Origin of the sequence: Amycolatopsis sp. NPDC024027, assembly GCF_040638975.1 — a bacterium.
Taxonomy (GTDB): domain Bacteria; phylum Actinomycetota; class Actinomycetes; order Mycobacteriales; family Pseudonocardiaceae; genus Amycolatopsis.
The window spans coordinates 166898-188119 of record NZ_JBEZYY010000002.1; the positions used below are offsets into that span (position 1 = coordinate 166898).

The 21222-nt window shown below is 71.6% G+C and carries 25 protein-coding genes; 7 read left to right on the forward strand and 18 right to left on the reverse strand.

Going from position 1 to position 21222, the window contains the following annotated elements:
• Nucleotides 1–39 precede the first annotated feature (39 nt).
• The 3 genes from AB0F52_RS05620 to AB0F52_RS05630 form a co-directional block, all read right to left on the reverse strand.
• Nucleotides 40–366, reverse strand: a complete 327-nt coding sequence (locus AB0F52_RS05620) for a hypothetical protein (protein ID WP_360164903.1) — start codon at nt 364–366, stop codon at nt 40–42.
• Between the two features lie 214 nt (nt 367–580).
• Nucleotides 581–2077, reverse strand: coding sequence for an aldehyde dehydrogenase family protein (locus AB0F52_RS05625; protein WP_360164905.1), 1497 nt, complete (start codon nt 2075–2077; stop codon nt 581–583).
• Nucleotides 2078–2111: 34 nt separating this feature from the next.
• Nucleotides 2112–3257, reverse strand: coding sequence for an MFS transporter (locus AB0F52_RS05630; protein WP_360164907.1), 1146 nt, complete (start codon nt 3255–3257; stop codon nt 2112–2114).
• Between the two features lie 61 nt (nt 3258–3318).
• Here AB0F52_RS05630 and AB0F52_RS05635 point away from each other — a divergent pair, with 61 nt between their 5' ends.
• From AB0F52_RS05635 to AB0F52_RS05645, 3 genes are read left to right on the forward strand one after another with little or no spacing between them, the layout of a single operon-like run.
• Nucleotides 3319–4251, forward strand: coding sequence for a DUF5937 family protein (locus AB0F52_RS05635; protein WP_360164909.1), 933 nt, complete (start codon nt 3319–3321; stop codon nt 4249–4251).
• Between the two features lie 3 nt (nt 4252–4254).
• The gene (locus tag AB0F52_RS05640; protein WP_360164911.1) at nt 4255–5025 is read left to right on the forward strand and encodes a tyrosine-protein phosphatase; all 771 of its coding nucleotides are present in this window, start codon (nt 4255–4257) and stop codon (nt 5023–5025) included.
• A 34-nt stretch (nt 5026–5059) separates the two neighbouring features.
• Entirely contained in the window at nt 5060–5695 is a 636-nt protein-coding gene (locus AB0F52_RS05645; protein ID WP_360164913.1) for an MBL fold metallo-hydrolase, read from the forward strand.
• Here the strand turns inward: AB0F52_RS05645 and AB0F52_RS05650 are convergent.
• From AB0F52_RS05650 to AB0F52_RS05660, 3 genes are all read right to left on the reverse strand, one after another.
• Entirely contained in the window at nt 5692–6396 is a 705-nt protein-coding gene (locus AB0F52_RS05650; RefSeq protein WP_360164915.1) for a DUF2334 domain-containing protein, read from the reverse strand. The genes AB0F52_RS05645 and AB0F52_RS05650 overlap by 4 nt on opposite strands.
• Before the next feature lie 81 nt (nt 6397–6477).
• A complete protein-coding gene (locus AB0F52_RS05655; protein ID WP_360164917.1) occupies nt 6478–6942 on the reverse strand; it encodes an NAD(P)H-dependent oxidoreductase in 465 nt (154 codons plus the stop codon).
• Complete coding sequence (locus AB0F52_RS05660) at nt 6863–7867, reverse strand: phosphoribosylaminoimidazolesuccinocarboxamide synthase (RefSeq protein WP_360164919.1); 1005 nt, start codon at nt 7865–7867, stop codon at nt 6863–6865. Before AB0F52_RS05660 ends, AB0F52_RS05655 begins: the two co-directional genes overlap by 80 nt.
• Before the next feature lie 47 nt (nt 7868–7914).
• On the opposite strand from AB0F52_RS05660, the gene AB0F52_RS05665 reads away from it, so the two are divergent.
• Entirely contained in the window at nt 7915–8721 is an 807-nt protein-coding gene (locus AB0F52_RS05665) for an SAM-dependent chlorinase/fluorinase (protein WP_360164921.1), read from the forward strand.
• On the opposite strand, the gene AB0F52_RS05670 is transcribed toward AB0F52_RS05665, so the two are convergent.
• From AB0F52_RS05670 to AB0F52_RS05710, 9 genes are all read right to left on the reverse strand, one after another.
• Nucleotides 8604–9485, reverse strand: a complete 882-nt coding sequence (locus AB0F52_RS05670; protein ID WP_199191254.1) for an MOSC N-terminal beta barrel domain-containing protein — start codon at nt 9483–9485, stop codon at nt 8604–8606. The genes AB0F52_RS05665 and AB0F52_RS05670 overlap by 118 nt on opposite strands.
• A 42-nt stretch (nt 9486–9527) precedes the next feature.
• Nucleotides 9528–10268 (reverse strand): amino acid ABC transporter ATP-binding protein, encoded by a 741-nt coding sequence (locus AB0F52_RS05675; RefSeq protein ID WP_360164923.1) that lies wholly within the window; start codon nt 10266–10268, stop codon nt 9528–9530.
• Nucleotides 10265–11029 carry an amino acid ABC transporter permease gene (locus tag AB0F52_RS05680; RefSeq protein ID WP_360164925.1) on the reverse strand — a complete coding sequence of 255 codons (765 nt, stop codon included), beginning with the start codon at nt 11027–11029 and terminating at the stop codon, nt 10265–10267. Before AB0F52_RS05680 ends, AB0F52_RS05675 begins: the two co-directional genes overlap by 4 nt.
• A gap of 6 nt (nt 11030–11035) precedes the next feature.
• Complete coding sequence (locus AB0F52_RS05685) at nt 11036–11815, reverse strand: ABC transporter substrate-binding protein (RefSeq protein WP_360164927.1); 780 nt, start codon at nt 11813–11815, stop codon at nt 11036–11038.
• Nucleotides 11816–11822: 7 nt separating this feature from the next.
• Nucleotides 11823–12587, reverse strand: a complete 765-nt coding sequence (locus tag AB0F52_RS05690) for an ABC transporter substrate-binding protein (protein ID WP_360164929.1) — start codon at nt 12585–12587, stop codon at nt 11823–11825.
• A 1-nt stretch (nt 12588) separates the two neighbouring features.
• The gene (locus AB0F52_RS05695; protein WP_360164931.1) at nt 12589–13407 is read right to left on the reverse strand and encodes a transporter substrate-binding domain-containing protein; all 819 of its coding nucleotides are present in this window, start codon (nt 13405–13407) and stop codon (nt 12589–12591) included.
• A 114-nt stretch (nt 13408–13521) separates the two neighbouring features.
• Entirely contained in the window at nt 13522–14949 is a 1428-nt protein-coding gene (gene purB, locus AB0F52_RS05700; protein WP_360164933.1) for an adenylosuccinate lyase, read from the reverse strand.
• 46 nt (nt 14950–14995) lie between these two features.
• The gene (dgoD, locus tag AB0F52_RS05705; protein ID WP_360164935.1) at nt 14996–16141 is read right to left on the reverse strand and encodes a galactonate dehydratase; all 1146 of its coding nucleotides are present in this window, start codon (nt 16139–16141) and stop codon (nt 14996–14998) included.
• 15 nt (nt 16142–16156) lie between these two features.
• Complete coding sequence (locus AB0F52_RS05710) at nt 16157–16834, reverse strand: SDR family oxidoreductase (protein WP_360164937.1); 678 nt, start codon at nt 16832–16834, stop codon at nt 16157–16159.
• Between the two features lie 74 nt (nt 16835–16908).
• Between AB0F52_RS05710 and AB0F52_RS05715 the strand changes: the two genes are divergently transcribed.
• Genes AB0F52_RS05715 through AB0F52_RS05725 form a run of 3 tightly spaced genes read left to right on the forward strand, consistent with a single transcriptional unit; the run spans nt 16909 to nt 19278 of the window.
• Nucleotides 16909–17526, forward strand: a complete 618-nt coding sequence (locus AB0F52_RS05715) for a bifunctional 4-hydroxy-2-oxoglutarate aldolase/2-dehydro-3-deoxy-phosphogluconate aldolase (protein ID WP_360164939.1) — start codon at nt 16909–16911, stop codon at nt 17524–17526.
• Nucleotides 17519–18523, forward strand: coding sequence for a beta-propeller fold lactonase family protein (locus tag AB0F52_RS05720; protein WP_360164941.1), 1005 nt, complete (start codon nt 17519–17521; stop codon nt 18521–18523). The genes AB0F52_RS05715 and AB0F52_RS05720 overlap by 8 nt, the downstream gene beginning before the upstream one ends.
• 50 nt (nt 18524–18573) lie before the next feature.
• A complete protein-coding gene (locus tag AB0F52_RS05725) occupies nt 18574–19278 on the forward strand; it encodes a FadR/GntR family transcriptional regulator (protein ID WP_360164943.1) in 705 nt (234 codons plus the stop codon).
• Between the two features lie 56 nt (nt 19279–19334).
• Here the strand turns inward: AB0F52_RS05725 and AB0F52_RS05730 are convergent, their stop codons facing one another.
• From AB0F52_RS05730 to AB0F52_RS05740, 3 genes are read right to left on the reverse strand one after another with little or no spacing between them, the layout of a single operon-like run.
• Nucleotides 19335–19928, reverse strand: a complete 594-nt coding sequence (locus tag AB0F52_RS05730) for a TetR family transcriptional regulator (protein WP_360164945.1) — start codon at nt 19926–19928, stop codon at nt 19335–19337.
• 34 nt (nt 19929–19962) lie between these two features.
• A complete protein-coding gene (locus AB0F52_RS05735) occupies nt 19963–20676 on the reverse strand; it encodes a hypothetical protein (RefSeq protein ID WP_360164947.1) in 714 nt (237 codons plus the stop codon).
• Complete coding sequence (locus AB0F52_RS05740) at nt 20669–21178, reverse strand: SigE family RNA polymerase sigma factor (protein ID WP_360164949.1); 510 nt, start codon at nt 21176–21178, stop codon at nt 20669–20671. The genes AB0F52_RS05735 and AB0F52_RS05740 overlap by 8 nt, the downstream gene beginning before the upstream one ends.
• Nucleotides 21179–21222 lie beyond the last annotated feature (44 nt).

Genomic DNA, 21222 nt, shown 5'->3' on the forward strand with positions numbered 1-21222 from the left:
TCGCGGCGGTGGGCCCGCCCGACCTCAGGGCGATGGCCATCACGGCCCGCCGGTCCAGCCCTCGAACGGCCTGCCGTCGGCGTCGAGATCGGCGACCAGCCGGACCACCGTGATCCGCAGGTGGAACTTGCTGGACATGCCCTCCAGCAGAACGAACAGGGTGTCTTCGCCGTGCTGGAACACCGACCGGCGCCGCAGCCGGCGCGGGTGGGTCGGCCGATAGGTCTTGGCGAGCTCGGCCGCGATCGCCCTGGCGTGGTCCCGGCTGTCCGCGGGCTGGATCGGGCCCACCGCCCAGACGTACGCGTCCTGGCCGGACTGGCTCTGCTCCACCATCGCGGCCCAGCGGCCCTGGTTCTCGTCCACATCGGAATGCTATTGAGTGGTGAAGTGACCGGCTGGTGTCGCCGACTCGGGTGGATCGCGCGGCTTGGCTCGGTACGGCCGGATTGCGCGGTTCAGGCTGCGCGGTGGCGAAGCGCGGCCCTCGGCCCCCCGGTATCCAGTTTACCGGCCCGCACCGACACTTCCGGCGCTTCCCGGGGTTGCGGACCCGAGTTGTCCACAACCCCGGAACAGCTCAGCGCTTGCCGTGGAGGATCGTCACCAGCTTCGCCACCAGGGCGTCCGTTGATTCCTTGCGGGTGAACGATGTCAGCGTCAGCGGCGCCGTGAACCGCTGGCGGGCGATCGCCTTGGTGCGGGCGAACTCGCGCAGGCCCTCCGGTCCGTGGATGCGGCCGAAGCCCGAATCGCCCACGCCGCCGAAGGGCAATGAGGCTATTCCGGCGAACGACAACGGTGCGTTGATCGCCGTCATGCCCGTGCGCAGCTTCTCCGCCAGCTCCACTCCTCGGGACTTCGAGAACACCGTCGAACCCAGGCCGTACTTCGTGCTGTTCGCCTTCTCGATCGCTTCGTCCATGTCGCGGACCTTCGCGATCGTCACCGTCGGGCCGAACGTCTCCTCCGTCACCGCCTCGGAGTCCTCGGGGACCTCGATCAGGACCGTCGGCTGCGCGTAGCGGTCGCCCACCGCGTCCTCTCCACCCAGCACCGCCTTGCCGCCGCGGGACAGGGCGTCGTGGATGTGGCGCCTGATCACGCCCAGCTGGGACGGCATCGTCACCGGGCCGTACTGGGCCGCCTCGTCCGAGCCCGCGCGGACGTCCTTCGACTTCTCGACCACCTTCGCCACGAACTCGTCATGGACCTTCTCGTGGACGTACACGCGCTCGACGCCGATGCAGGTCTGGCCGGAGTTGGAGAACGCGCCCCACACCGTCGCGTCGGCCGCCGCATCCAGATCCGCGTCCGCGTCGACGAGGACCGGGTCCTTGCCGCCCGCCTCGATCACCACCGGGGTGAGCGTCTCGGCGGCCGCGGCCATGATGCGCTTGCCCGTCGCCGTCGAGCCGGTGAACGCGATCTTGTCGACCCCCGCCGTCACCAGCGCCGCGCCCGTCTCGCCGAAGCCCGTGATCAGCTGCAGCACCGGCTGCTCCGGCACGATCTCGGCGAACGCGTCGACCAGCCACTTGCCCACGCCCGGCGTGTACTCACTCGGCTTGAACACCACGGCGTTGCCCGCCGCGAGCGCGTACGCGACCGAGCCGAGCGGGGTGAACACCGGGTAGTTCCACGGGCCGATCACGCCGACCACGCCCAGCGGCTGGTACTCGACCGTCGCCGCCTGGTTGGACATCAGCAGGCCGGCCGAGCGCTTCTGCTTGCCGAGGATCTTCTTCGCGTGCTTGCCCGCCCACGCGATGTGCTCGATGGCGAGGACGCTCTCCAGCTGCGCGTCGGCGATCGGCTTGCCGGTCTCGTCGCGGACCACCTGGCACAGCTGCGGCAGCCGCCGGGTCAGCACGCCCTTCCAGCTCTTGAGCCGCTCGGCGCGCCCGGCGAAACCGAGACCCGCCCACCACTCCGCCGCGACGCGCGCCCGTTCGACGGCCGCCTTGACGTCCTCCGCGGTGTGGATCGGGTAGGTTCCGACCACCTCGTCGGTCGCCGGGCTGAGCGAGTCGAAGGTCTCGCCGACCGTCGTCGGCTTCGGCTGGACGGCAGTCATCGGCGTCTCCCTGGAGGTCGCGGGTCAGCCCAGGTTACGACGTTACTGACATCGTGCCAATAGCTCGTGCGGGCTTCCGCACCAGCATTGCACCGGCGGTCGCCGCGGCAAAGACACCGAGCAGCGGCGGGAGCCACAACGGCAGCACGCCGACCGCCAGCGAGCCGAGCCCGAAGCCGGCCGCCTGCACCGTGAAGCTCAAGGAGAACCCCGCTGACCTGCGATTTTTCGGCAACACGCGCTGCAGGTTGACCGACGTCGTGGCGACCAGCGGCCCGCCGAACGCGCCGATCACCGCCACCGACGCGATCAGGCCCGGCCAGCCGAGGTCCGCGCTGAGCAAGAGCCCGCCGAGGACGAACCCGGCGAGGAACAGCCGTGGGTCACCGATCTTGCCCCGCCACGCGTAGAAGGCGCTGCCCGCGATGCTCGCTCCGGTCAGCACGGCGATCACCACCGGCGCCGCCGTCTCCGGCGCACCGAGGCGCTGGACCAGCGGCAACGGCGCGACCTCGATCGTCGACGTCAGCAGCCCGATGGTGAAGGCGCAGCACAGCCACGGCAGGGCGGCGCCGGGTCGCGCGGGCGGGATGCCGGGCCCGGATTCCACCCGATCGCGGGTACCCGCGCGACGCGGGACGAGCAAGGCGGCGGCAACGCAGGCGGCCGCCATCGCGGCGAGCGGCACGAGCGGACCGGCCAGATCGAGCAGCGTGACCAGCGCCGGACCGCCGACGAGCACGCCGTCGAGGATCATCGCGTCGACGGTGGTCGCCCGGGGAAGCAGCTCGTCGTCGACCGTCTCCGCGAGCAACGTCCGGAACCCGCCCGACAACGCTCCGCCCGTGATGCCGGGCAGCAGGACCAGCACGAGCAGCGCGGCGCTCGGCGCGCCGTTCGCGGCGGCCAGCGTCAGCACCACGTACCCGGCGGCGGTCAGCAGGAGCAGCGCGGGCAGGCCCCGCGAAGGCCCGACACGGTCGAGCAGCCGGCCGACCGGCACCGCGCACACCATCTCGGCGGCGACGAAGACCGACATCAGCACCCCACCCAGCCGGTAGGAGCCGGTCGTGGCGGTGGTCAGCAGGGTGAACGCGAGCGGCGCCATGGTCGACGGCAGCCGGGCGAACTGGACGGCCGCCGACCAGCGCCAGTACGCGCGATGGGTGAACAACGACATGCTCGTACGCTTGCGGGTCGCCCCCGTGCGGCACACTGATTCGGGTGAGAGCGAATCAGTCGTGATCGAGCTGGTCCTCAGCGCGGCCGGGAGCCAACGCGTCCGGTTCGCGATCTCCCCGTTGGAGGAGGTGCTGGGCGCGGTCCAGACGCTGCTCGGCATCCGGCGGCACCCCGCGGCCCCGCCGTGGCTCTCCGAAGTGCCCGACGTGCCCGAGCTGACCGCGGTGCTGAGCGCGCGGCACTACATCACCGAGTTCCTGAGCCCGCCGCCCGACGGTCCCGAGACGACCGCCGAAGCGCAGCTCGCGGTGGTGCGTGCGACGCCGCCCGCGCAGGTGGCGCTGGAGCTCGGCATGGTCGACGCGGACCTGTCCGGGCTGCCGGCCGACCCGGCGGCCGCGCGCGACCTGCTGGCCGGTCAGCTCGAGACGGTGTGGGACGCGCTGCTGGCCCCGGAGTGGCCCCGCCTGCGTGAGCTGCTCGCGGCGGACATCGCCTACCGGACGCGGCAGCTGGGGTCGGGCGGGCTCGCGGCGATGCTGGCGGAGCTCCACCCGCGCGTCCGGCTGTCGGGGACATCGGTGCTGGTCGACGTCCGGTCCCGGGAGCGCCTGCCGATCGACGCGCGGGGCCTGCTGCTGATCCCGGCGGTGTTCGCGTGGCCGAACGTCGGGGTGGTGACGGTGCCGCCGTGGCAGATTTCGCTGCTGTACCCCGCCCGGGGCGTCGCCTCGCTGTGGACTTCCGCCGCCGAGCCGCCGGAACCGCTGGCGGAGGTGCTCGGCCGGACGCGGGCACTGCTGCTGACCACGCTCGACCGCCCGGCGGCGACGACCGAGCTGGCCCGGCGCCACGACCTGGCCCCGGCGACGGTTTCGGCCCACCTGACGGCGTTGCGCGGAGCGGGCTTGCTGGCGTCGGAACGCCGTGGTCACCGGGTGCTGTACCGGCGCACGGAACTCGGCGACGCGTTGCTCTCGGGCAAGCTGTGACAGATGGACAGAGCAGTGGCCTGGGAAGGCTTCTACAACACCAGGGATCTCGGCGGCCTGCCGGCGCGCTCGGGCCGGACGACCCGCCGCGGCGCGTTCTTCAGGGCGGCCGACCTCCGATTTGTGAGCGACGCCGGGTGGGCCCAGGCGCGCGAGTCCGGCGTCCGGACCGTGATCGACCTGCGCAACCCCGACGAGATCCGGCCGACGGCGGGCGCCCCGACGGCGCTGGCGGGTTCCGCGCAGTTCGCCGCCGCGGCCGGCCCGCTCACCCCGGCGGGCCTCGACCGCGTCGAGGTTCCCCTCGACGACATCGACGACCTCGAGTTCTGGCGGTACGTCAACCGCGAGCGGCTGAACGGCAGCCCGCTCTACTACCGCGTCTTCCTCGAACGGAAGGCCGAGCGCTGCGCCGCCGTCATGACCGCGATCGCCCGGGCGGCCCCCGGCGGCGTCCTGTTCCACTGCGGGGCCGGGCGCGACCGGACCGGTCTCGTCGCGCTGCTGCTCCTGGCGCTGGCCGGCGTCGATCCCGACGCCATCGCCGCGGACTACGACCTGTCCACCGAAGCCGTGAGACCGCTGTACGCCGCGATGGGCACCGACGACCAGGGGCCGGTTATCGCGGCGATTCTGGCGGAGCGGGGCACCACCACCGCGGCGGCCGTCCGGGCCACGCTCGACGGGTTCGACGTCAGGCAATACCTCCTCGACGCCGGGGTCGACGGCCGGGACCTCGACGACATCCGGCACCGGTTGACGAATCAGGACTAGGCTGGAAAAGACCACCCGTGAAGGAGAACCATCGATGCGTATCGTCCATTTCGGACACGCCTGCCTGTTGCTGGAGACCGGTTCCGAGCGGATCCTGATCGATCCCGGCGCCTTCTCCACCGGCTTCGAAGGTGAGCGGGAGCTGTCCGCCGTGCTGGTCACGCACCAGCACTTCGACCACCTCGACGTCGAACGGCTGCCCCGGGTCCTCGAAGCCAACCCCGGTGCCCGGCTGATCGTCGATCCCGGGTCCGCTCCCGAGGTCGAGAAGCTCGGCCTGGAGTTCGCGGTCGCCAACGTCGGGGACGCCTTCGCCGTCGGGGACACCGCCATCAAGGCCGTCGGCGGGGAGCACGCCGTCATCCACTCGGACATCCCCGTCATCCCCAACATCGGGTACGTCTTCGACGACGGCGCCTTCTTCCACCCCGGCGACTCGTTCTTCGTGCCCGGCCAGCAGATCGACGTCCTCGGGCTGCCCACCGGGGCGCCGTGGCTCAAGGCCGGGGAGGCCGTCGACTACCTGCGGGCCGTCGCGCCGCGGGTGGCCGTGCCCATCCACGAAGCCGTGCTCGCCAACCCCGCCATGCACTACGGCCTGTTCGGGAACCTCGCGCCCGAAGGCACCGAGGTCAAGGTGCTCGACCGGGGCGAACCCGCGAAGATCTAGGCCGCCACCACGCGCAGCGAGCCGTAGGTCGCGCCGAACGCGCGGTTCTCCAGGGCGACGTCCACCGCGTCGAGCAGGGCCTGGCGGAGGCCGGGACGGGTCAGGTCCGCCGCTTCCACCCCCAGCCGGACCAGCCCGCCCCGGCGGGCCGAGCGGGCCGCCGCCAGCACCAGCGCGAAGCAGCGCACCGTCTCCGTCCGGTGCGACTGGCTCGTGAACTCGCTCACCCGCGCGCGGCGCACCTCGCCGGTCACCAGGTCGCGCACCGCACCGAGGTCCGCGCACAGCCGGAAACCGTGTTCGGCCAGCGCCTGCAGCGTGCCCGGGGAGGCGATCCAGCGCGGCGGTGCGAAGCCGTCGACCGACAACCCCGCGTTGTCCAGCGCGGCCTTCGCCGCGATCAGCCGCAGGCGTGCCTCGTGCGCCGGCAGCGTCGCGAACTCCGCCCGCTTGCCCAGGTACACCGTGCGGTGCGTGGGCGTGACGGAGTGGTCGTAGCCGTGCAGCAGCACGGAATCACCGCCGCGGGCGCGGGTGCGCACCCACTCCGTCACCGGGCCTTCGCCGGTGCGGGCGGCGTACAGCATCGAGAGCGGCACCTTGCGGCGGTCGAGCTCGGCCGCGAGGTCGGCGCACCGGTGCAGCGTGCGCGGGGTGATTCCCGACAGCGAAACCAGCAAGCGAGCTTCCACGACCACCATTGGGACGCACGCGTCTGACACCCTCGTGAACTGCGCAGAACGGGCGGGCGACCGTTGCCGGAAAGCCCGGAACCAGCTGACTCAGACGCCCTCACGCAGGCGCTTCACGGCCACCGCGATCCGGCCGCGCAGGTCGGGGTCGGTGACCTGGCCGTCGGCGACGTCCGCGCGTGACACCGGGATCCGCGCGCACGCCTCTTCGACGATCTTCGCGCCCGCGTACGTCAGGACCTTCCGCAGCGAGTCGTGCGCGTCCCGGCCGCCGGTCGGTGCCGCGACCGAGGACGCGTTGATCCACGCCACCGGCTTGCCGTACATCTCGCCGCCACCGACCGTCCAGTCGAGGAGGTTCTTGAACGAGCCCGGCAGCCCGCCCGCGTACTCCGGCGTGCAGATCAGGACCGCGTCGGCGTCCTTCAGCGCGGCACGCAGCGAGGCGACCTCGGGGTGCAGCGGGTCGCGGTCGTCATCGGGGTTGAAGTGCGGCAGATCGGCAAGGCCGGTGTACGTCCGGCTCGCGGTGAGGGTCGCGACGGTCCCCAGCACCGCCGCATTGCCCGAGCCGGCTCGCAGGCTGCCGCAGATCAGCAGGATCACGGGGCCAGTCTGCCAGCGAAAGCCCGGTGATGCGCTGGTACGCCTCGATGTACCGGTCGCGCGTCGCCGTCACCACTTCGGGCGGCAACGGCGGCAGCGGGGAGACGCAGTCCCAGCCGGACGCCGGGTCGACCAGCCAGTCGCGCACGTGCTGCTTGTCGAAGGACGGCTGCGGGACGCCGGGCTGGTGGCCGTCGGCGAGCCAGTAGCGAGCCGAATCCGGCGTCAGCAGCTCGTCCGCGAGCACGAGCCGGCCGTCGGCGCCGATGCCGAATTCGAATTTCGTGTCGGCCAGCAGCAGGCCCTGCTCCGCCGCGCGGGCGGCGCCCCGGCGGTACAGCTCCAGGGACGCCTCGCGGACCTCCTCGGCGAGCGCGCGGCCCAGCGCCGAGACGCAGGTGCCGAAGTCGATGTTCTCGTCCTTCTCGCCCGAGCGCGCCTTGGTCGACGGCGTGAAGATCGGCTCGGGCAGCCGCGCCGACTCGGCCAGGCGGGGCGGCAGCGCCAGCCCGCACACCTTCCCGGACCGGCGGTAGTCCGCGTACCCGCGGCCGGTCAGGTAGCCGCGGACGACCGCCTCCACCGGCAGCATGTCGAGCCGCTCGACCAGCAGCGCGCGGCCGCGGACGGCCTCCGGGATGAGCGGCCCCTCGCAGGTCACGAGGTGGTTCGGAAGGACGTCGGCGAGCTCGCGGAACCAGAACACGCTCATCGCCGTGAGCACGCGGCCCTTGCCGGGGACCGAGGTGGGGAAGACGCGTTCGAAGGCGGAGATGCGGTCGGAGGCGACGACCAGCAGGTGCTCGTCGCCGACCGCGTAGAGGTCGCGGACCTTGCCGGTGGCGAGCCGTTCGAGGGTGGGGAGGGGTGTCACGCGCTGAACCCTAACGCGCACCCTCTGCCACCATGGATGATGCTGGCATGGCGTACGACTGGATCTCGGTGACGACCGACTACGGCCGGCGCGACGGCTTCGTGGCGGCCTGCCACGGCGTGATCGCGCGGCTGGCGCCCGCGGTGCGGGTGATCGACGTGACCCACGAAGTGCCGCCCCAGGACATCCGGCACGGGGCGATGGCGCTGGCCCAGACGGTCCCCTACCTGCCGGAATCGGTGCACGTCGCGGTCGTCGACCCCGGTGTCGGGACGGCCCGGCTCGGCGTGGTCGTCGTCGCGGAGGACGGGCTGCTGGTCGGGCCGGACAACGGCCTGCTGCTGCCCGCCGCGCAGGCGCTGGGCGGGGTCCGGGCGGCGTACGAGCTCACGGAGCCGTCGCTGCGGCTGGCGGCGACGTCGGCGACCTTCCACGGGCGGGACGTCTTCGCGCCGGCGGCCGCGCACCTCGCGCTCGGAGTGTCACCGGCCGACTTCGGCGACCCGGTGGAGGGCCTGGTCGCGATGCCCGAGCCGTTCGTCGCCGCGTTCCCCGGAAAGCTCGTGTCGGAGGTGCTGACGGTCGACCACTTCGGCAACGTCCAGCTGGCCGCGACCCCGGCCGACCTCGAGCTCTCGGGCCTGTCGGGTGCGGTTTCCGTGCACAGCGAGCGCGTGGCGGTGACCACGGTGCTCGGGCGGACCTTCGCCGACGTGCCCGCCGGCGCTTCGGTGCTCTACACCGACTCGGCGGGCCGGCTCGCCGTCGCGGTGAACGGCGGCTCCGCGGCGGCCGTGCTCGGGCTCGGGCCGGCCCAGGAGTGCACGATCACCTCGTCGCCGACGGCGACCTGACCCGGCCGCAGGACCGCGGCCTTCATCCCGAAGACGACGCCGCCGCTCGGGCCACGCCGGTAGGTCGCGAGGGTGCGGATCGGCTCGGGACCGGCCTTCGCGCCGGTCTCCTGGTCGACCATCGGGACCGTGCAGCGGACGCACTTCTCGGCGTACCCGAACTTCGCGGTGCCGGCGGTCAGCTCGCGTGCTTCGTCTTCGCGGTGGGGTTCGGCCCAGCCCGCGATGACGACGTTGGGGCGGAAGCGGTCCATCGGGACGGGTTCGCCCTGCCCGGCGGCGATCCGCTCGTTCAGGCTGTCCAAAGAGGACTCGGAGGCGACGAGCAGCGCGTGCCCGTCGGCGAACGCGGCCGTGCCGGGGGTGTCGCCGCCGGTGACGCGGTCGTGCCCGGGCGCGACGCCGATCAGTTCGGCCGGCCGGCCGAGCAAGTCCGAGAACCACTCGTCGGCCCGGGGATCTTGCCGGACGCCTTCGCCGTCCCAGGCCGACATCGACACCGGGCGCCGCGGGCCGTCACGCCGGATGGCGAAGACGACGTCTTCGCGACCGGGGGCGGACAGCGCGAGCCGGTCGCCGAGCACCCGCGGCCGGACGGTCGCCATGACCGGGTGCGGCCGCTGCGTGAGGACGTCGCTGTCCGGGGTGATGACCTGGAAGACGCGGTCGTGCGCGAGCCCGGCGGGGGTCACCTCGGCGGACGGCACGTCGATGCCGGCGCAGGCCTTGACCGGGTAGTACGTCAGCCGAGCGATTCTCGCCATCTTCGCAGGCTACCCGGGCAACGGCCGCCGAAGCCCCTTCTTTCAGAGCACCTGGGAGAGGAACCGCTGCAAGCGCGGGCTCTGCGGCTCGTCGAAGAGCTCCGCCGGTGGGCCCTGCTCGACGATGCGGCCCGCGTCCATGAACGCCACCTCGTCGGCCACGCTCCGGGCGAACCCCATCTCGTGCGTCACCACGATCAAGGTCAGCCCCCGCGAAGCCAGGCCCGCCATCAGGTTCAGCACGCCCTTGACCAGCTCCGGGTCCAGCGCGCTCGTCGCCTCGTCGAAGAGCATCACCTCGGGGTCCATCGCCAGCGCCCGCGCGATCGCGACGCGCTGCTGCTGGCCGCCGGACAACGCACTCGGCCGGTACGGCGCCTTGTCCGCCAGGCCGACGTCCGCCAAGCGGGCGCGGGCGATCGCCGACGCCTCCTCCTTGCTCAGCTTCTTCACGCTGCGCAGCGGCAGCACGATGTTGTCCAGCACGCTCCGGTGGCCGAAGAGGTTGAAGTGCTGGAACACCATGCCGACGCGCTGGCGCAGGGCGTCCGGGTCGGCCTTGATCACCGACTCACCGTCGAGGAGCAGATCGCCGGAATCGGGCTCCTGCAGGCGGTTCACGCAACGCAGGAGCGTCGACTTGCCGGAGCCGGACGGGCCGATGACGCACGTCGTCTTCCCGCTCTCGACGTGGAGGTCGACCCCGCGCAGGACTTCGAGCGTGCCGAAGCTGACGTGGATGTCCCGCAGCTCCACACTGGACGAACGCACCGCCGTGGTCACGAGGGCACCTTCCCGCTGGCGACCAGGTCCAGCTCGTCTCCGTCGCCCGGCTCGTCGACGCGTACCTTGCGGCCGGTCCGGAGCTTCTTGTCGATGTAGTTGACCAGGTGCGTCAGCGGCACGGTGATCACCAGGAAGAACACGCCGGCGGCGACCAGCGGCGACAGGTTGCCCGTGTTCGCCGCGAGGTCCTGGCCGATCCGGAACAGCTCGCGCTGCCCGGACAGCAGCCCGAGCACGTAGACGAGGCTGGAGTCCTTGACCAGCGCGATGAACTGGTTGACCAGCGCCGGCAGCACCCGCCGGACCCCCTGCGGGATGATCACCAGCAGCATCGACTTGGTGTAGCTCATCCCGAGCGCCCGGCTGGCCTCCATCTGCCCCTTGTCGACGCTCTGGATGCCGGACCGGAAGATCTCACCGATGTAGGCGGCCGCGATCAGCGACAGCGCCAGGATGCCCATCGGGTACGGGTTCGTGCCGACGACGTCCCGGGCGAGCGTGCCGAGGCCCTGGCCGATCAGCAGGATCGTCAGGATGGCCGGCAGCCCGCGGAAGATGTCGGTGTAGATCCGCGCGGGCCAGCGCAGCCACCACTTGGTGGACAGGCCCATCACCGCCAGCACCATGCCGAGCACGGTGCCGATCAGCGCCGAGGACACCGACAGGACCAGCGTGTTGAGCAGCCCGGTCTTCAGCAGATCCGGCAGGACCTGGGAGATGTAGTCCCAGTTCAGGAACGTATTGACAAAATCGTCCATTGTGGACTACTGCCCCGCCTTGAACTCGGCGGGCACCGGCGCGGTGGGTTCGAACTGGTCGTGCACCTTGACCCACGTGCCGTCCGCGATGACCTTCTTCAGGCCGTCGTTGATCTTGTTGATCAGGTCCGTGTTGCCCTTCTTGAAGGCGAACCCGTGCGGGATGGTCGTGGTGATCGCCTTGGTCACCTTGAGCTTCGCGTCGGCGTTGTTCTTCGCGTAGTCCTCGGCGGTGGCCTGGTCGAACACCGCGCCGTCGATCGCGCCGGTCTTGAGGGCGTTGAGGGCGGCGGCGTCATTGGGGAACCGGACGGCCTGCGCGGTCGGCGCGTTCGAGCCGAGCCAGGTGTCCGAAACCGTGCCCTGGACGACGCCGATCCGCTTGCCCGCCAACGAGTTCTCGTCGGTGATGCCCGCTGTCTCCTTGGCCTCGATGCCGAGGGCCTGGTAGTTGTACGGCGCCGAGAAGTCGACGGTCTTCTTGCGGGCGTCGGTCTGGGAGATCGCCGAGCTGCCGATGTCGAACGTGCCGTTCGCGACCTGGCCGAGCAGCGCCGAAAACTCGGTCGCGGCGAACTCCAGCTTCAGGCCTTCCTTGGCCGCGATGGCCTTCAGCAGCTCGTTGTCGAAGCCGGTGTAGTTGCCGTTCTCCTGGTAGGCGTTCGGCTTCGAGTCGCTCAGCGTGCCGACGCGCAGGGTCTTGTCGCCGCCGCTGTCCGAGCCGCCGCACGCCGTGAGCGCGGCCAGCAAGGTCGCGGTCAGCGCTGTGACCAGTGTCTTCCTCATGCTTCTCCTAACCCTGGAACCCGGCCGGCACCGGAGCGGTCGGCAGGAACTGCTGGTGCAGCTTAAGCCAGGTCCCGTCGGAGATCACCTGCTTGAGCCCGGTGTCGATCTTGCCCAGCAGCTCGGCGTTGCCCTTCTTCACCGCGAAACCGTGCGGCACGTCCGTGACGAAGCTCTTCACGACGACCAGCTTGGCGTCCGGGTTGTCGGTGACGTTCTTCTCGGCGATGGACTGGTCCAGGATGTACGCGTCGACCGCGCCGCTCTTCAACGCGGTCAGCGCGGCGGCGTAGTCGGGGAAGCGCACGGCCTGCGCGGCCGGCACCGTGCTGGTCAGCCAGTGGTCGCCGACGGTCGCCTGGATGACGCCGACGCGCTTGCCGGCCAGGCCCTTTTCGTCGGTGACCGGGGTGCCCTGCTTGGCCTGGATGCTCATCGTTTCGAAGTCGTAGGCCGCGGAGAAGTCGACCGTCTTCTTGCGCTCGTCGGTCTGCGCGATCGCCGAGCTGGCGATGTCGTAGCGGCCCGACGCGACCTGCCCGAGCAGCGCCGAGAAGTCGGTCGCGGCGAACTCCAGCTTCAGGTTCTGCTTGGCCGCGATGGCCTTGAGCAGCTCGTTGTCGAAGCCGGTGTAGTTGCCGTTCTCGAGGTAGATGTTCGGTGGCGCGTCGCTCAGCGTGCCCACGCGCAGCGTCGAGGAAGCGCTGTCCGAGCCGCCGCAGGCGGTCAGCGTGAGCGCGGCGGCCAGCACGGTGACGATCAGCTTCTTCATGTCACGCCCCCAGGTTCTTCACGGTCAGGCCAGGGCCGCCCGGCTGCAATTCCTTCGACAGCGGCGTGTTCTTGTAGAACTGCCCGTAGATGCGGGCGACCGTGCCGTCCGCGACGGCCTTCGCGAGGCCGTCGTTCAGCTTGTTCAGCAGCTCGGTGTTCTTCTTGGCCACCGCGAACGCCGACGGCGTGTCCTTGTCCTCGACGGTGTACCCGAGCTCGAGCGGGACGTTCGGGTTCTGGTCCAGGTACTTCTGCCCGATGTCCTGCGGCACGACCCAGCCGTCGAGGGTGCCGTTCTTCAGCTGCGCGAAGCCCGCGTTGTAGTCCGGGAAGCGGACGACCTGGGCGCCGGCGACCTTGCCCGCGAACTCGTCCTGCACCGAACCTTGGACCACGCCGAGGCGCTTGCCGCCCAGCGAAGCCGCGTCCTTGAGGTTCGCGCCCTTCGCCGTGACCACCGTGGTGAAGCCGGTGTTGTAGCCGTTGGAGAAGGCCACCGTCTTCTTGCGCGCCTCGGTGCTGGAGATCGTCGAGCTGCCGATGTCGAACTTGCCGCCCGCGACGCCGGCGAGCAGGCTCGAGAACTCGGTGCCGACGAACTCGACCTCGAAGCCTTCACGCTTGGCGATGTCGCGCAGCAACTCGTTGTCGTAGCCGGTGAACCGGCCGTTCTCCAGGTAGATCGACGGCGGGGCGTCGCTCAGCGTCCCGACGCGCAGGGTGGTCGCCCCCGCGTCGGAGCCACCGCAGGCGGCGAGGGTCAACGTCAGCGCGCCCGCGGTCAGAGCGGCGGCGATCTTGGACAGCGTGGATCTCATCGCTTCTTCCATGGTGAGGACATGCGCTTCACAGCGCTCCGTGGTCAGCGATCGAGATTAGGGATTTCGCCCGTTCGAGTGGATTCGTTCCAGTCCGTGGACTCGTGGGTCAGCTCACAGGATCGGCTGCGGCACGTACCCCGCGGCCTCCGGGAACCGCTCGAGGACCTGCGCGACGCGCTCGGCCACCTGCGCGACCTGCCGCCCCGCCGTGCCGGTGAACGAAATCCGGTCGGCGAGGAGTTTGTCCAGCTCACCGCGGTCGAGCGGGATGCGGTCGTCGGCCGCGAACCGGTCGAGCAGGTCGTTCTCGGCGCGGCCCTCGCGCATCTCGAGCGCGACGGCGACCGAGTGCTCCTTGATCGCTTCGTGGGCCGTCTCACGCCCGACGCCGGCGCGGACCGACGCCATGAGCACCTTCGTCGTGGTGAGGAAGGGCAGGTAGCGATCAAGCTCACGCTCGATCACCGCCGGGAAGGCACCGAACTCGGCGAGCACCGTGAGGAACGTCTCCAGCAGGCCGTCGAGCGCGAAGAACGCGTCCGGCAGCGCCACCCGGCGGACGACCGAGTCGGAGACGTCACCCTCGTTCCACTGGTCGCCGGCCAGCTCGCCGATCATCGACAGGTAGCCGCGCAGCACGACGGCCAGGCCGTTCACGCGCTCGCACGAGCGGGTGTTCATCTTGTGCGGCATGGCCGACGAGCCGACCTGGCCGGGCTTGAAGCCCTCGGTGACCAGCTCGTGACCGGCCATCAGCCGGATCGTCTTGGCCAGGCTGGACGGTGCCGCGGCGAGCTGGACCACAGTGGACAGCACGTCGAAGTCGAGCGAGCGCGGGTACACCTGGCCGACGCTGACGAACCGCCGGTTGAAGCCGAGGTGCTGCATCACGCGGTCTTCCAGCTGGTCCAAAGTGGACTCGTCGCCGAGCAGGTCGAGCATGTCCTGCGCGGTGCCGACCGGGCCCTTGATGCCGCGCAGCGGGTAGCGCTCGATGAGGTTGTCGAGCCGCTCGAAGGCGACCAGCAGCTCGTCGGCCGCCGTGGCGAACCGCTTGCCGAGGGTGGTGGCCTGCGCGGCGACGTTGTGCGAGCGCCCGGCCATGACGGTGTCTGCGTGCTCGACGGCGAGCGCCGCCAGCCGCGCCAGCACGGCGGCGACGCGGGTGCGCACGAGCTCGAGGGAGCGGAGCAGCTGCAGCTGCTCGACGTTCTCGGTGAGGTCGCGCGAGGTCATGCCCTTGTGGATGTGCTCCTGGCCGGCGAGGTCGCTGAACTCCTCGATCCGCGCCTTGACGTCGTGGCGGGTGACGCGCTCGCGGGCCGCGATCGACTCGAGGTCGACGTTCTCCAGCACGCGCTCGTAGGCCTCGACGACGCCGTCCGGTACCTCGACGCCGAGGTCCTGCTGCGCCTTGAGGACGGCGAGCCAGAGCTGCCGTTCGAGGACGACCTTCTGCTCCGGGGACCAGAGCGAGACCAGGTCCGCCGAGGCGTAGCGGGCGGCGAGTACGTTCGGAATGCGGGGCTTGTCCGTCACGCCCTCAACATACCTGCGCAGGTCAGCGCGATGACGGCCCGGGGTTTCACCATTCGGCGAAGCTGCCGTCGTCGTGACGCCACACCGGTGAGCGCCAGGTGTGCCCGATCTCGTCCGCGCGGCGCACGGCCGCTTCGTCGACCTCGATGCCGAGGCCGGGCTTGAGCGGCCGGGCCGCGTAACCGTCCTGGAAGGCGAAGACCGACGGATCGGTGAGGTACCCGTGCTCGCGGCCCTCGTGGTAGTGCATGCCCGCACTTTGTTCCTGGATCAGGAAGTTCGGCGTCGCGAAGGCCACCTGCAGCGACGCCGCCAGCGAAATCGGGCCGAGCGGGCAGTGCGGCGCGAGCGAGGCGCCGTAGACCTCGGCCAGCGCGCCGATCCGCCGCAGCTCGGAGATGCCGCCGGCGTGCGACGGATCCGGCTGGACGACCGCGACCCCGGCGTCGAGCACCGGCTTGAACTCCCACCGCGAGTAGAGCCGCTCGCCGACCGCGATCGGCACCGTGGACGCCTCGACGACCGCGCGCAGCGCGTCGCCCTGGGTCTCCGGCAGCACCGGCTCCTCGACGAACATCGGCTGGACGTCCTCCAGCATCCGCACCAGCCGGCGCGCCATCGCGGGCGAGACGCGGCCGTGGAAGTCGATGGCGAGGTCGCGGTGCGGGCCGAGCGCCTCCCGCGCTTCCCAGGCGCGCGCCACCGCCGCGTCGGCTTCGGCCGGGGAAGCGATCGCCGTCAGCGGGCCGGCGACGTTCATCTTCACCGCCGTGAACCCCGCCTCGACCTGCGCGGCCACCGCTTCGCGGATGCCGGCCGGGCGGTCGCCGCCGACCCAGCTGTAGACCCGGACGCGGTCGCGGACCGGCCCGCCGAGCAGCTCGTGCACCGGCGCGTCGCGGACCTTGCCGGCGATGTCCCACAGCGCGTGGTCGAACCCGGCCAGCGCGCTGGAGAGCACCGGGCCGCCGCGGTAGAAGCCGCCGCGGCGCAACACCTGCCAGTGGTCCTCGATGCGCAGCGGGTCCTGGCCGATGAGCAGCTCGGACAGCTCGTGCACGGCCGCGCGCACGGTCTCCGCGCGGCCCTCGACGACGGGTTCGCCCCAGCCGCTGATCCCTTCGTCCGTGCTGACCTTGAGGAACAGCCAGCGCGGTGCGACCAGGAACGTTTCGATCGCGGTGATCTTCACCCGGGTGCCTCGTTTCTACGCGGAATCCTTGGCGGCGGACCAGCCGCCGTCGACGGTCAGTTCGGCACCGGTGACGAACGACGCGGCGGGTGAGAGCAGGAACGCGATCACGTCCGCGACCTCCTCCGGCCGGCCCAGGCGACCCGCCGGCGTCGCCCGCGCGCTGCGTTCGCGGTCGGCCGGCGAGATGTGCTTCCAGGCTTCGGTGAGCACCGGCCCCGGCAGCACGGAGTTGACCCGCACCTCGGGGGCGTACTCGACGGCCAGCTGCCGGCCGAGCGCGACGAGCGCGCCCTTGCTCGCGGCGTAGGCGGGATGGCCCGGCAGGCCGAAGCGCGCGTGCACCGACGAGACCAGCACGATCGCCCCACGCCGTTCCCGCAGCGACGGCAGGCACGCCTTCACGGCCAGGTAGGTGCCGGTCAGGTTGACGTCGAGCTGGCGCTGCCACTCGGCGCGGCCGATCTCGTGCAGCGGCCCGGTGCTGGGCACGTAGGCGTTGCTGACCAGCGCGTCCACCTCGCCGACGGCCGCCCAGGTCGCTTCGTCGCTCACCGAACCCCGGATCGGCGTGACGCCGTCGGGGAGCTCGGCGATGTCCACGCCCAGCACGCGGTAGCCGTCGCCGAGCAGCTTCCGCGCGGTCGCCGCCCCGATCCCGGACGCCGCTCCGGTCACCACCGCTGTGGGCATCGCCGGCTCCTTCCGTACGCGTGCCGCTGTGACAATAAATCCTAAAATAATATTTCACAAGGTAGGCTACGCCCATGACGTATCGCTGGGAAATCACCGCATCCGCGCTGCGCCAAGGCATCGTCGGCATCGTGCGCACGCGCGACGCGGAGTCCGCGGTGGCGGCGGCCCGCGCGGCCCTCGAAGGCGGGCTGCGCTCGATCGAGCTGCCGCTGACGAACCCCGGCGCACTGGCCGCGATCTCCGGGCTCACGGCCGCCTACCCGGACGCGACCATCGGAGCCGGGACGGTACTCGACGAGACGTCCGCGGTGCTCGCGATCCGCGCGGGCGCCCGTTTCCTCGTGTCACCGTCGGTGGACACCGCGGTGATCCGGACCGCCCACCGGTACGGCGCGGCCGCCTTCCCCGGCGCCGGCTCGGTGACCGAAATCGTGCGTGCGCTGGAAGAAGGGGCCGACGCGGTGAAGGTGTTCCCGGCTTCGGCGCTGGGGCCGTCGTGGGTGGCGGACGTGCGCGCCGCGCTGCCGCAGGCCCCGCTGGTACCCACGGGCGGCATCGGCCCCGGCGACGTGCCAGGCTGGCTCTCGGCGGGTGCGGTCGCCTGCGGGATCGGCTCGGCGCTGACCCGCGGCACCGCCGCGGAGATCTCCGCCCGGGTCGAAACGCTGTTGAGGAGCACGCATGGCTGAGCTGGTCTTCGTCGGGTGCTACACCGGCGATGCGGGGAACGGCACCGGGATCACGACGCTCTCGCGGTCGCCGTCCGGCTCGTTGCGCGAAGTGGCTTCGCTGCCGCTGGAGTCGCCGTCGTGGCTGGCACACCACCCGTCGTTGCCGGTGCTGTACGCGGCCAACGAGCTGTCCACCGGTGGCGTGACGGCGTTGGCCATCTCCCCCTCGGGCGAGCTGTCGGTGCTGGGCACGGCCGAGACGGGCGGCGCGCACCCGTGCCACCTGGCGGTGACGCCGGACGGCCGCTTCCTGTTGTGCGCCAACTACACCGGCGGCAGCGTGGCGGTGTTTTCGCTGTCCCCGTCGGGCGCGTTGGCCGCCCGGACCGCACTGGTCGAGCACCGCGGCAACGGGCCGGTGTCCGAGCGCCAGGAGGCGGCGCACGTCCACATGGCTGTCCCGTCGGCCGACGGGTCGATCGTGAGCGCGGTCGACCTGGGCACGGACGAGATCCGCAGCTACACGCTGACGTCGTCGGGTGCCCTCGAGCCGCTGGCGGTGTCTTCGCTGCCGCCGGGCACGGGACCGCGCCAGCTGGTCCGCCGCCCCGGCACGGACCTGGCGTACGTCGTCGGCGAGCTGGCCGGGACGCTGGTGACGGTCCGCGAGAAGGCGCCGGGCGCGTTCGAGGTCGTGTCCTCGACGCCGTCGACGCTGTCTTCGGTGACACCCAACCTGGTGGCGCACCTGGAACTGGCCGACTCGCGCCTGTACTTGTCGAACCGCGGGCCGGACTGCGTCACGGAGTTCACGCTGGACGAGGCGGCCGCGGTGGCGGACCAGCCGTGCGGCGCGAACCCCCGGCACTTCGCGCTGGTGGACGGGACTTGTTACGTGGCGGCGCAGTCGGAGGACGCGATCACGGCGTTCACGCTGACCGCGTCCGGCGAAGCGGAGCTGCGGTACTACCCGACGGGGTCGCCGACGTTCGTGCTGCCGGTTTCGCGGCCTTGACCCGGCATTCATACTGCGGTCACCACCTCCCCGGCTGAGAGGGCCCTCCATTGACCGAACACCGGCCACGCGGGCTGCACGGCCAGACCGTGGAGGCACTGGCCAGCCGGATCCTCTCCGACGAGTGGGGCGAGGGCACCGTCCTGGACCTGCCCGCGCTGCGCGAAGAGTTCGACATCAGCCTGACCGCGCTGCGCGAAGCGCTGAAGGTGCTGGCCGCCAAGGGCATGATCGATGCCCGGCAGAAGCGGGGCACCTTCGTGCAGCCGCGCGAAAAGTGGAACATGCTCGACGCCGACGTCATGCGCTGGCAGACCGCGGCCGCCGATGATCCGGTGCTGCTCGACGAGCTCACCGAGGTGCGCGCGGTCGTCGAGCCCGCCGCCGCCCGGTTCGCCGCCGAGCGGGCGACGGAGGAAGACCTCGAGGCGCTGCGGGGCGCGCTCGCCGACATGGCCGCCGCGGGGGATGATCCGGAGGCGAGCGTCCAGGCCGACCTCGCCTTCCACCGGCGGCTGATGGCCGCCACGCACAACAACTTCCTGACGCGGGTGGAACGGGTCATCGCGATCGGGCTGGCCGAGCGCGACAAGCTCGTGCACGGCTCCGCGGCGGCGGATGACCCGGTGCCGAACCACCGGAAGGTCTTCGACGCGATCGTCGCGGGCGATCCGGCCGCGGCGGAACAGGCGATGCTCGCCCTCGTCGCGAAGGCCCGCGAAGACCTGGAGAAGGCTCAGCGCGCGCGGTCGTGAGTGGTAAGGCGGGTTGGAACCCTACTCACCACTCACGACCGGCCGCGGCAGGGTGCTCACTCGGCGAGCGCCGCCTGGAGCATCCGGGCCGCCGCCGCGCGGGGCTCGGGGTCGATCGCGATCAGGGCGTTGACGACCGCGCCGTCGACCAGCGCGACCAGCCGCTCCAGCTCGGTTGCGGTGACCGGGGTGCCCGAGCGGGCGAAGATCTCCGTCAGCAGCTCGTTGAGCTGGGCCGACAGCGTCCGCATCAGCGGCCGCAGGTACGGGCGGCGGCCGGTCGCGACCAGCCGCTCGTACCGCAGGAGGACGGCTTCGGCGTCGGCCGCCTGGTCACCGCTCTCCGGGCCGAGCAGCAGGTCCAGCACCAGGTCGACGGTCGCCTGCACCCCGCGGTTGCGGGTCGCGAGCTCCTCCAGCCGGCGGCGGCCGGTCGCCAGCTCGGCGTTCGAGTGGTGCTCGACGGCCGCCGTGACCAGGTCTTCCAGCGAGTCGAAGTAGTACGTCGTCGACGCCAGCGGCAGGGCCGCCCGCTCGGCCACCGCCCGGTGCCGGACGGCGTCGAAGCCGCCCTCGACGAGCAGTTTCGCGGCGGCCTCGACGAGCGCGGCGCGCCGTCGCTCCCCCTTCGGGGTGGTCGCAGCGGTCATGGCCGGTCATTCTGCCAACCGGGCGGACCCGGGCTCAGAAGCGGGGCGCGAGATCGAGCGCGAACCGGTCCACCTGGCCCGCGTACGGCGCCGCCGCTCCCGCGGCCGGCACGCTGACCAGCACCAGCACCCCGCCGGACGCCGTTCCCGCCCGGGCCGTGACCGTGCCGGCCGGCTGGGACTTGAAGACCTCCGGAATGCCCTTCGGGTACACCGCCGCGGCCACTTCGCCGCCCGGAACCGGGAACCCGGCGGACCGCGACACCGTCGAACAGGCGCCGCCCGGGACGGCCTGGGCGGCGGCGACGTGGCCGGGGAGCTCGCCAGCGAGGGCGATGGCGAGCTCCCCGTCCACCTGTTCGCACCCGGAGGCGCCTTCGGCCAATGGGCCGGTCTTCCCGTCCCCGGCACCCCCCTGCTGAGGTGACTGGGACGAGAAGTTCGGTGACTCCCCGCCGATCTGAGGACGCAGCGGGCCGTCTCCTGGTTGCGTGGAGCCCGGCCGCCCTTGGGCGGGGGCGGCGTTGTCCGCCGCGGTCATCGACTTGGGGATATCCCCGGACAGCTGGCCGTACGCGCCGAACCCGGCGACGACCAGCGCGGCGGCACTCACCCCGGCGGTGATCCGGTTCCGGCGGCGCACGGTCTGGCGGCGGGATTCGCGGACGACGTCGCCCTGGGTGAACGACGGTTCGGGGACGTCACCGGGCGCGGCGGAGAACAACGAGCGCAGCTCCTGCTCATCCATTGGTCTCCACCTCCCGTTCGAGGACCTGCCTCAGGTTCGCCAGCCCGCGGGCGGTCTGGCTCTTCACGTTGCCTTCGCTGCAGCCCAGCGCCTTCGCCGCGCCGGTCACGTCGAGCCCTTCGAAGAACCGCAGGACCAGCACCGCCCGCTGCTTGGGCGGCACTTCCTTCAGCGCCGCGAGCAGGTCCTCCCTGGTCGCGACGAGGTCGTCGAGGCCGGGTGTGTCGTCGGCCGGCTCCGGCAGCGTCTCGGTCTGCCACTCGCGCCGCCACGGACGCCGCGATTCGTCGATCGACGCCCGGACGAGCGTCGTGCGGACGTACGCGTCGGTCGCCGCGCGATCCCTGATCTTCTTCCACCTCCGGTGCAGTGCGACGAACGCCGTCTGCGCGAGGTCGTCCGCCCGGTGCCAGTCGCCGCAGAGCATGTACGCGGTCCGGCGCACGGCGTCCCGCCTGGCGGCGAAGTACTCCGCGAACTCCTGCTCGTCGCGCTGGTCCACGCGCAGTCGTGCTCCGCTCGATCGTCGTTCGCCCGGGAGGACGG

Excerpts from the sequence above, each read along its gene's own strand:
- AB0F52_RS05625 (WP_360164905.1), bottom strand. The coding sequence starts at position 2,077 with ATGACTGCCGTCCAGCCGAAGCCGACGACGGTCGGCGAGACCTTCGAC.
- AB0F52_RS05630 (WP_360164907.1), bottom strand. The coding sequence starts at position 3,257 with ATGTCGTTGTTCACCCATCGCGCGTACTGGCGCTGGTCGGCGGCCGTC.
- AB0F52_RS05640 (WP_360164911.1), top strand. The coding sequence starts at position 4,255 with ATGGACAGAGCAGTGGCCTGGGAAGGCTTCTACAACACCAGGGATCTC.
- AB0F52_RS05645 (WP_360164913.1), top strand. The coding sequence starts at position 5,060 with ATGCGTATCGTCCATTTCGGACACGCCTGCCTGTTGCTGGAGACCGGT.
- AB0F52_RS05650 (WP_360164915.1), bottom strand. The coding sequence starts at position 6,396 with ATGGTGGTCGTGGAAGCTCGCTTGCTGGTTTCGCTGTCGGGAATCACC.
- AB0F52_RS05665 (WP_360164921.1), top strand. The coding sequence starts at position 7,915 with ATGGCGTACGACTGGATCTCGGTGACGACCGACTACGGCCGGCGCGAC.
- AB0F52_RS05670 (WP_199191254.1), bottom strand. The coding sequence starts at position 9,485 with ATGGCGAGAATCGCTCGGCTGACGTACTACCCGGTCAAGGCCTGCGCC.
- AB0F52_RS05680 (WP_360164925.1), bottom strand. The coding sequence starts at position 11,029 with ATGGACGATTTTGTCAATACGTTCCTGAACTGGGACTACATCTCCCAG.
- AB0F52_RS05685 (WP_360164927.1), bottom strand. The coding sequence starts at position 11,815 with ATGAGGAAGACACTGGTCACAGCGCTGACCGCGACCTTGCTGGCCGCG.
- AB0F52_RS05690 (WP_360164929.1), bottom strand. The coding sequence starts at position 12,587 with ATGAAGAAGCTGATCGTCACCGTGCTGGCCGCCGCGCTCACGCTGACC.
- AB0F52_RS05695 (WP_360164931.1), bottom strand. The coding sequence starts at position 13,407 with ATGAGATCCACGCTGTCCAAGATCGCCGCCGCTCTGACCGCGGGCGCG.
- AB0F52_RS05710 (WP_360164937.1), bottom strand. The coding sequence starts at position 16,834 with ATGCCCACAGCGGTGGTGACCGGAGCGGCGTCCGGGATCGGGGCGGCG.
- AB0F52_RS05715 (WP_360164939.1), top strand. The coding sequence starts at position 16,909 with ATGACGTATCGCTGGGAAATCACCGCATCCGCGCTGCGCCAAGGCATC.
- AB0F52_RS05720 (WP_360164941.1), top strand. The coding sequence starts at position 17,519 with ATGGCTGAGCTGGTCTTCGTCGGGTGCTACACCGGCGATGCGGGGAAC.
- AB0F52_RS05730 (WP_360164945.1), bottom strand. The coding sequence starts at position 19,928 with ATGACCGCTGCGACCACCCCGAAGGGGGAGCGACGGCGCGCCGCGCTC.
- AB0F52_RS05735 (WP_360164947.1), bottom strand. The coding sequence starts at position 20,676 with ATGGATGAGCAGGAGCTGCGCTCGTTGTTCTCCGCCGCGCCCGGTGAC.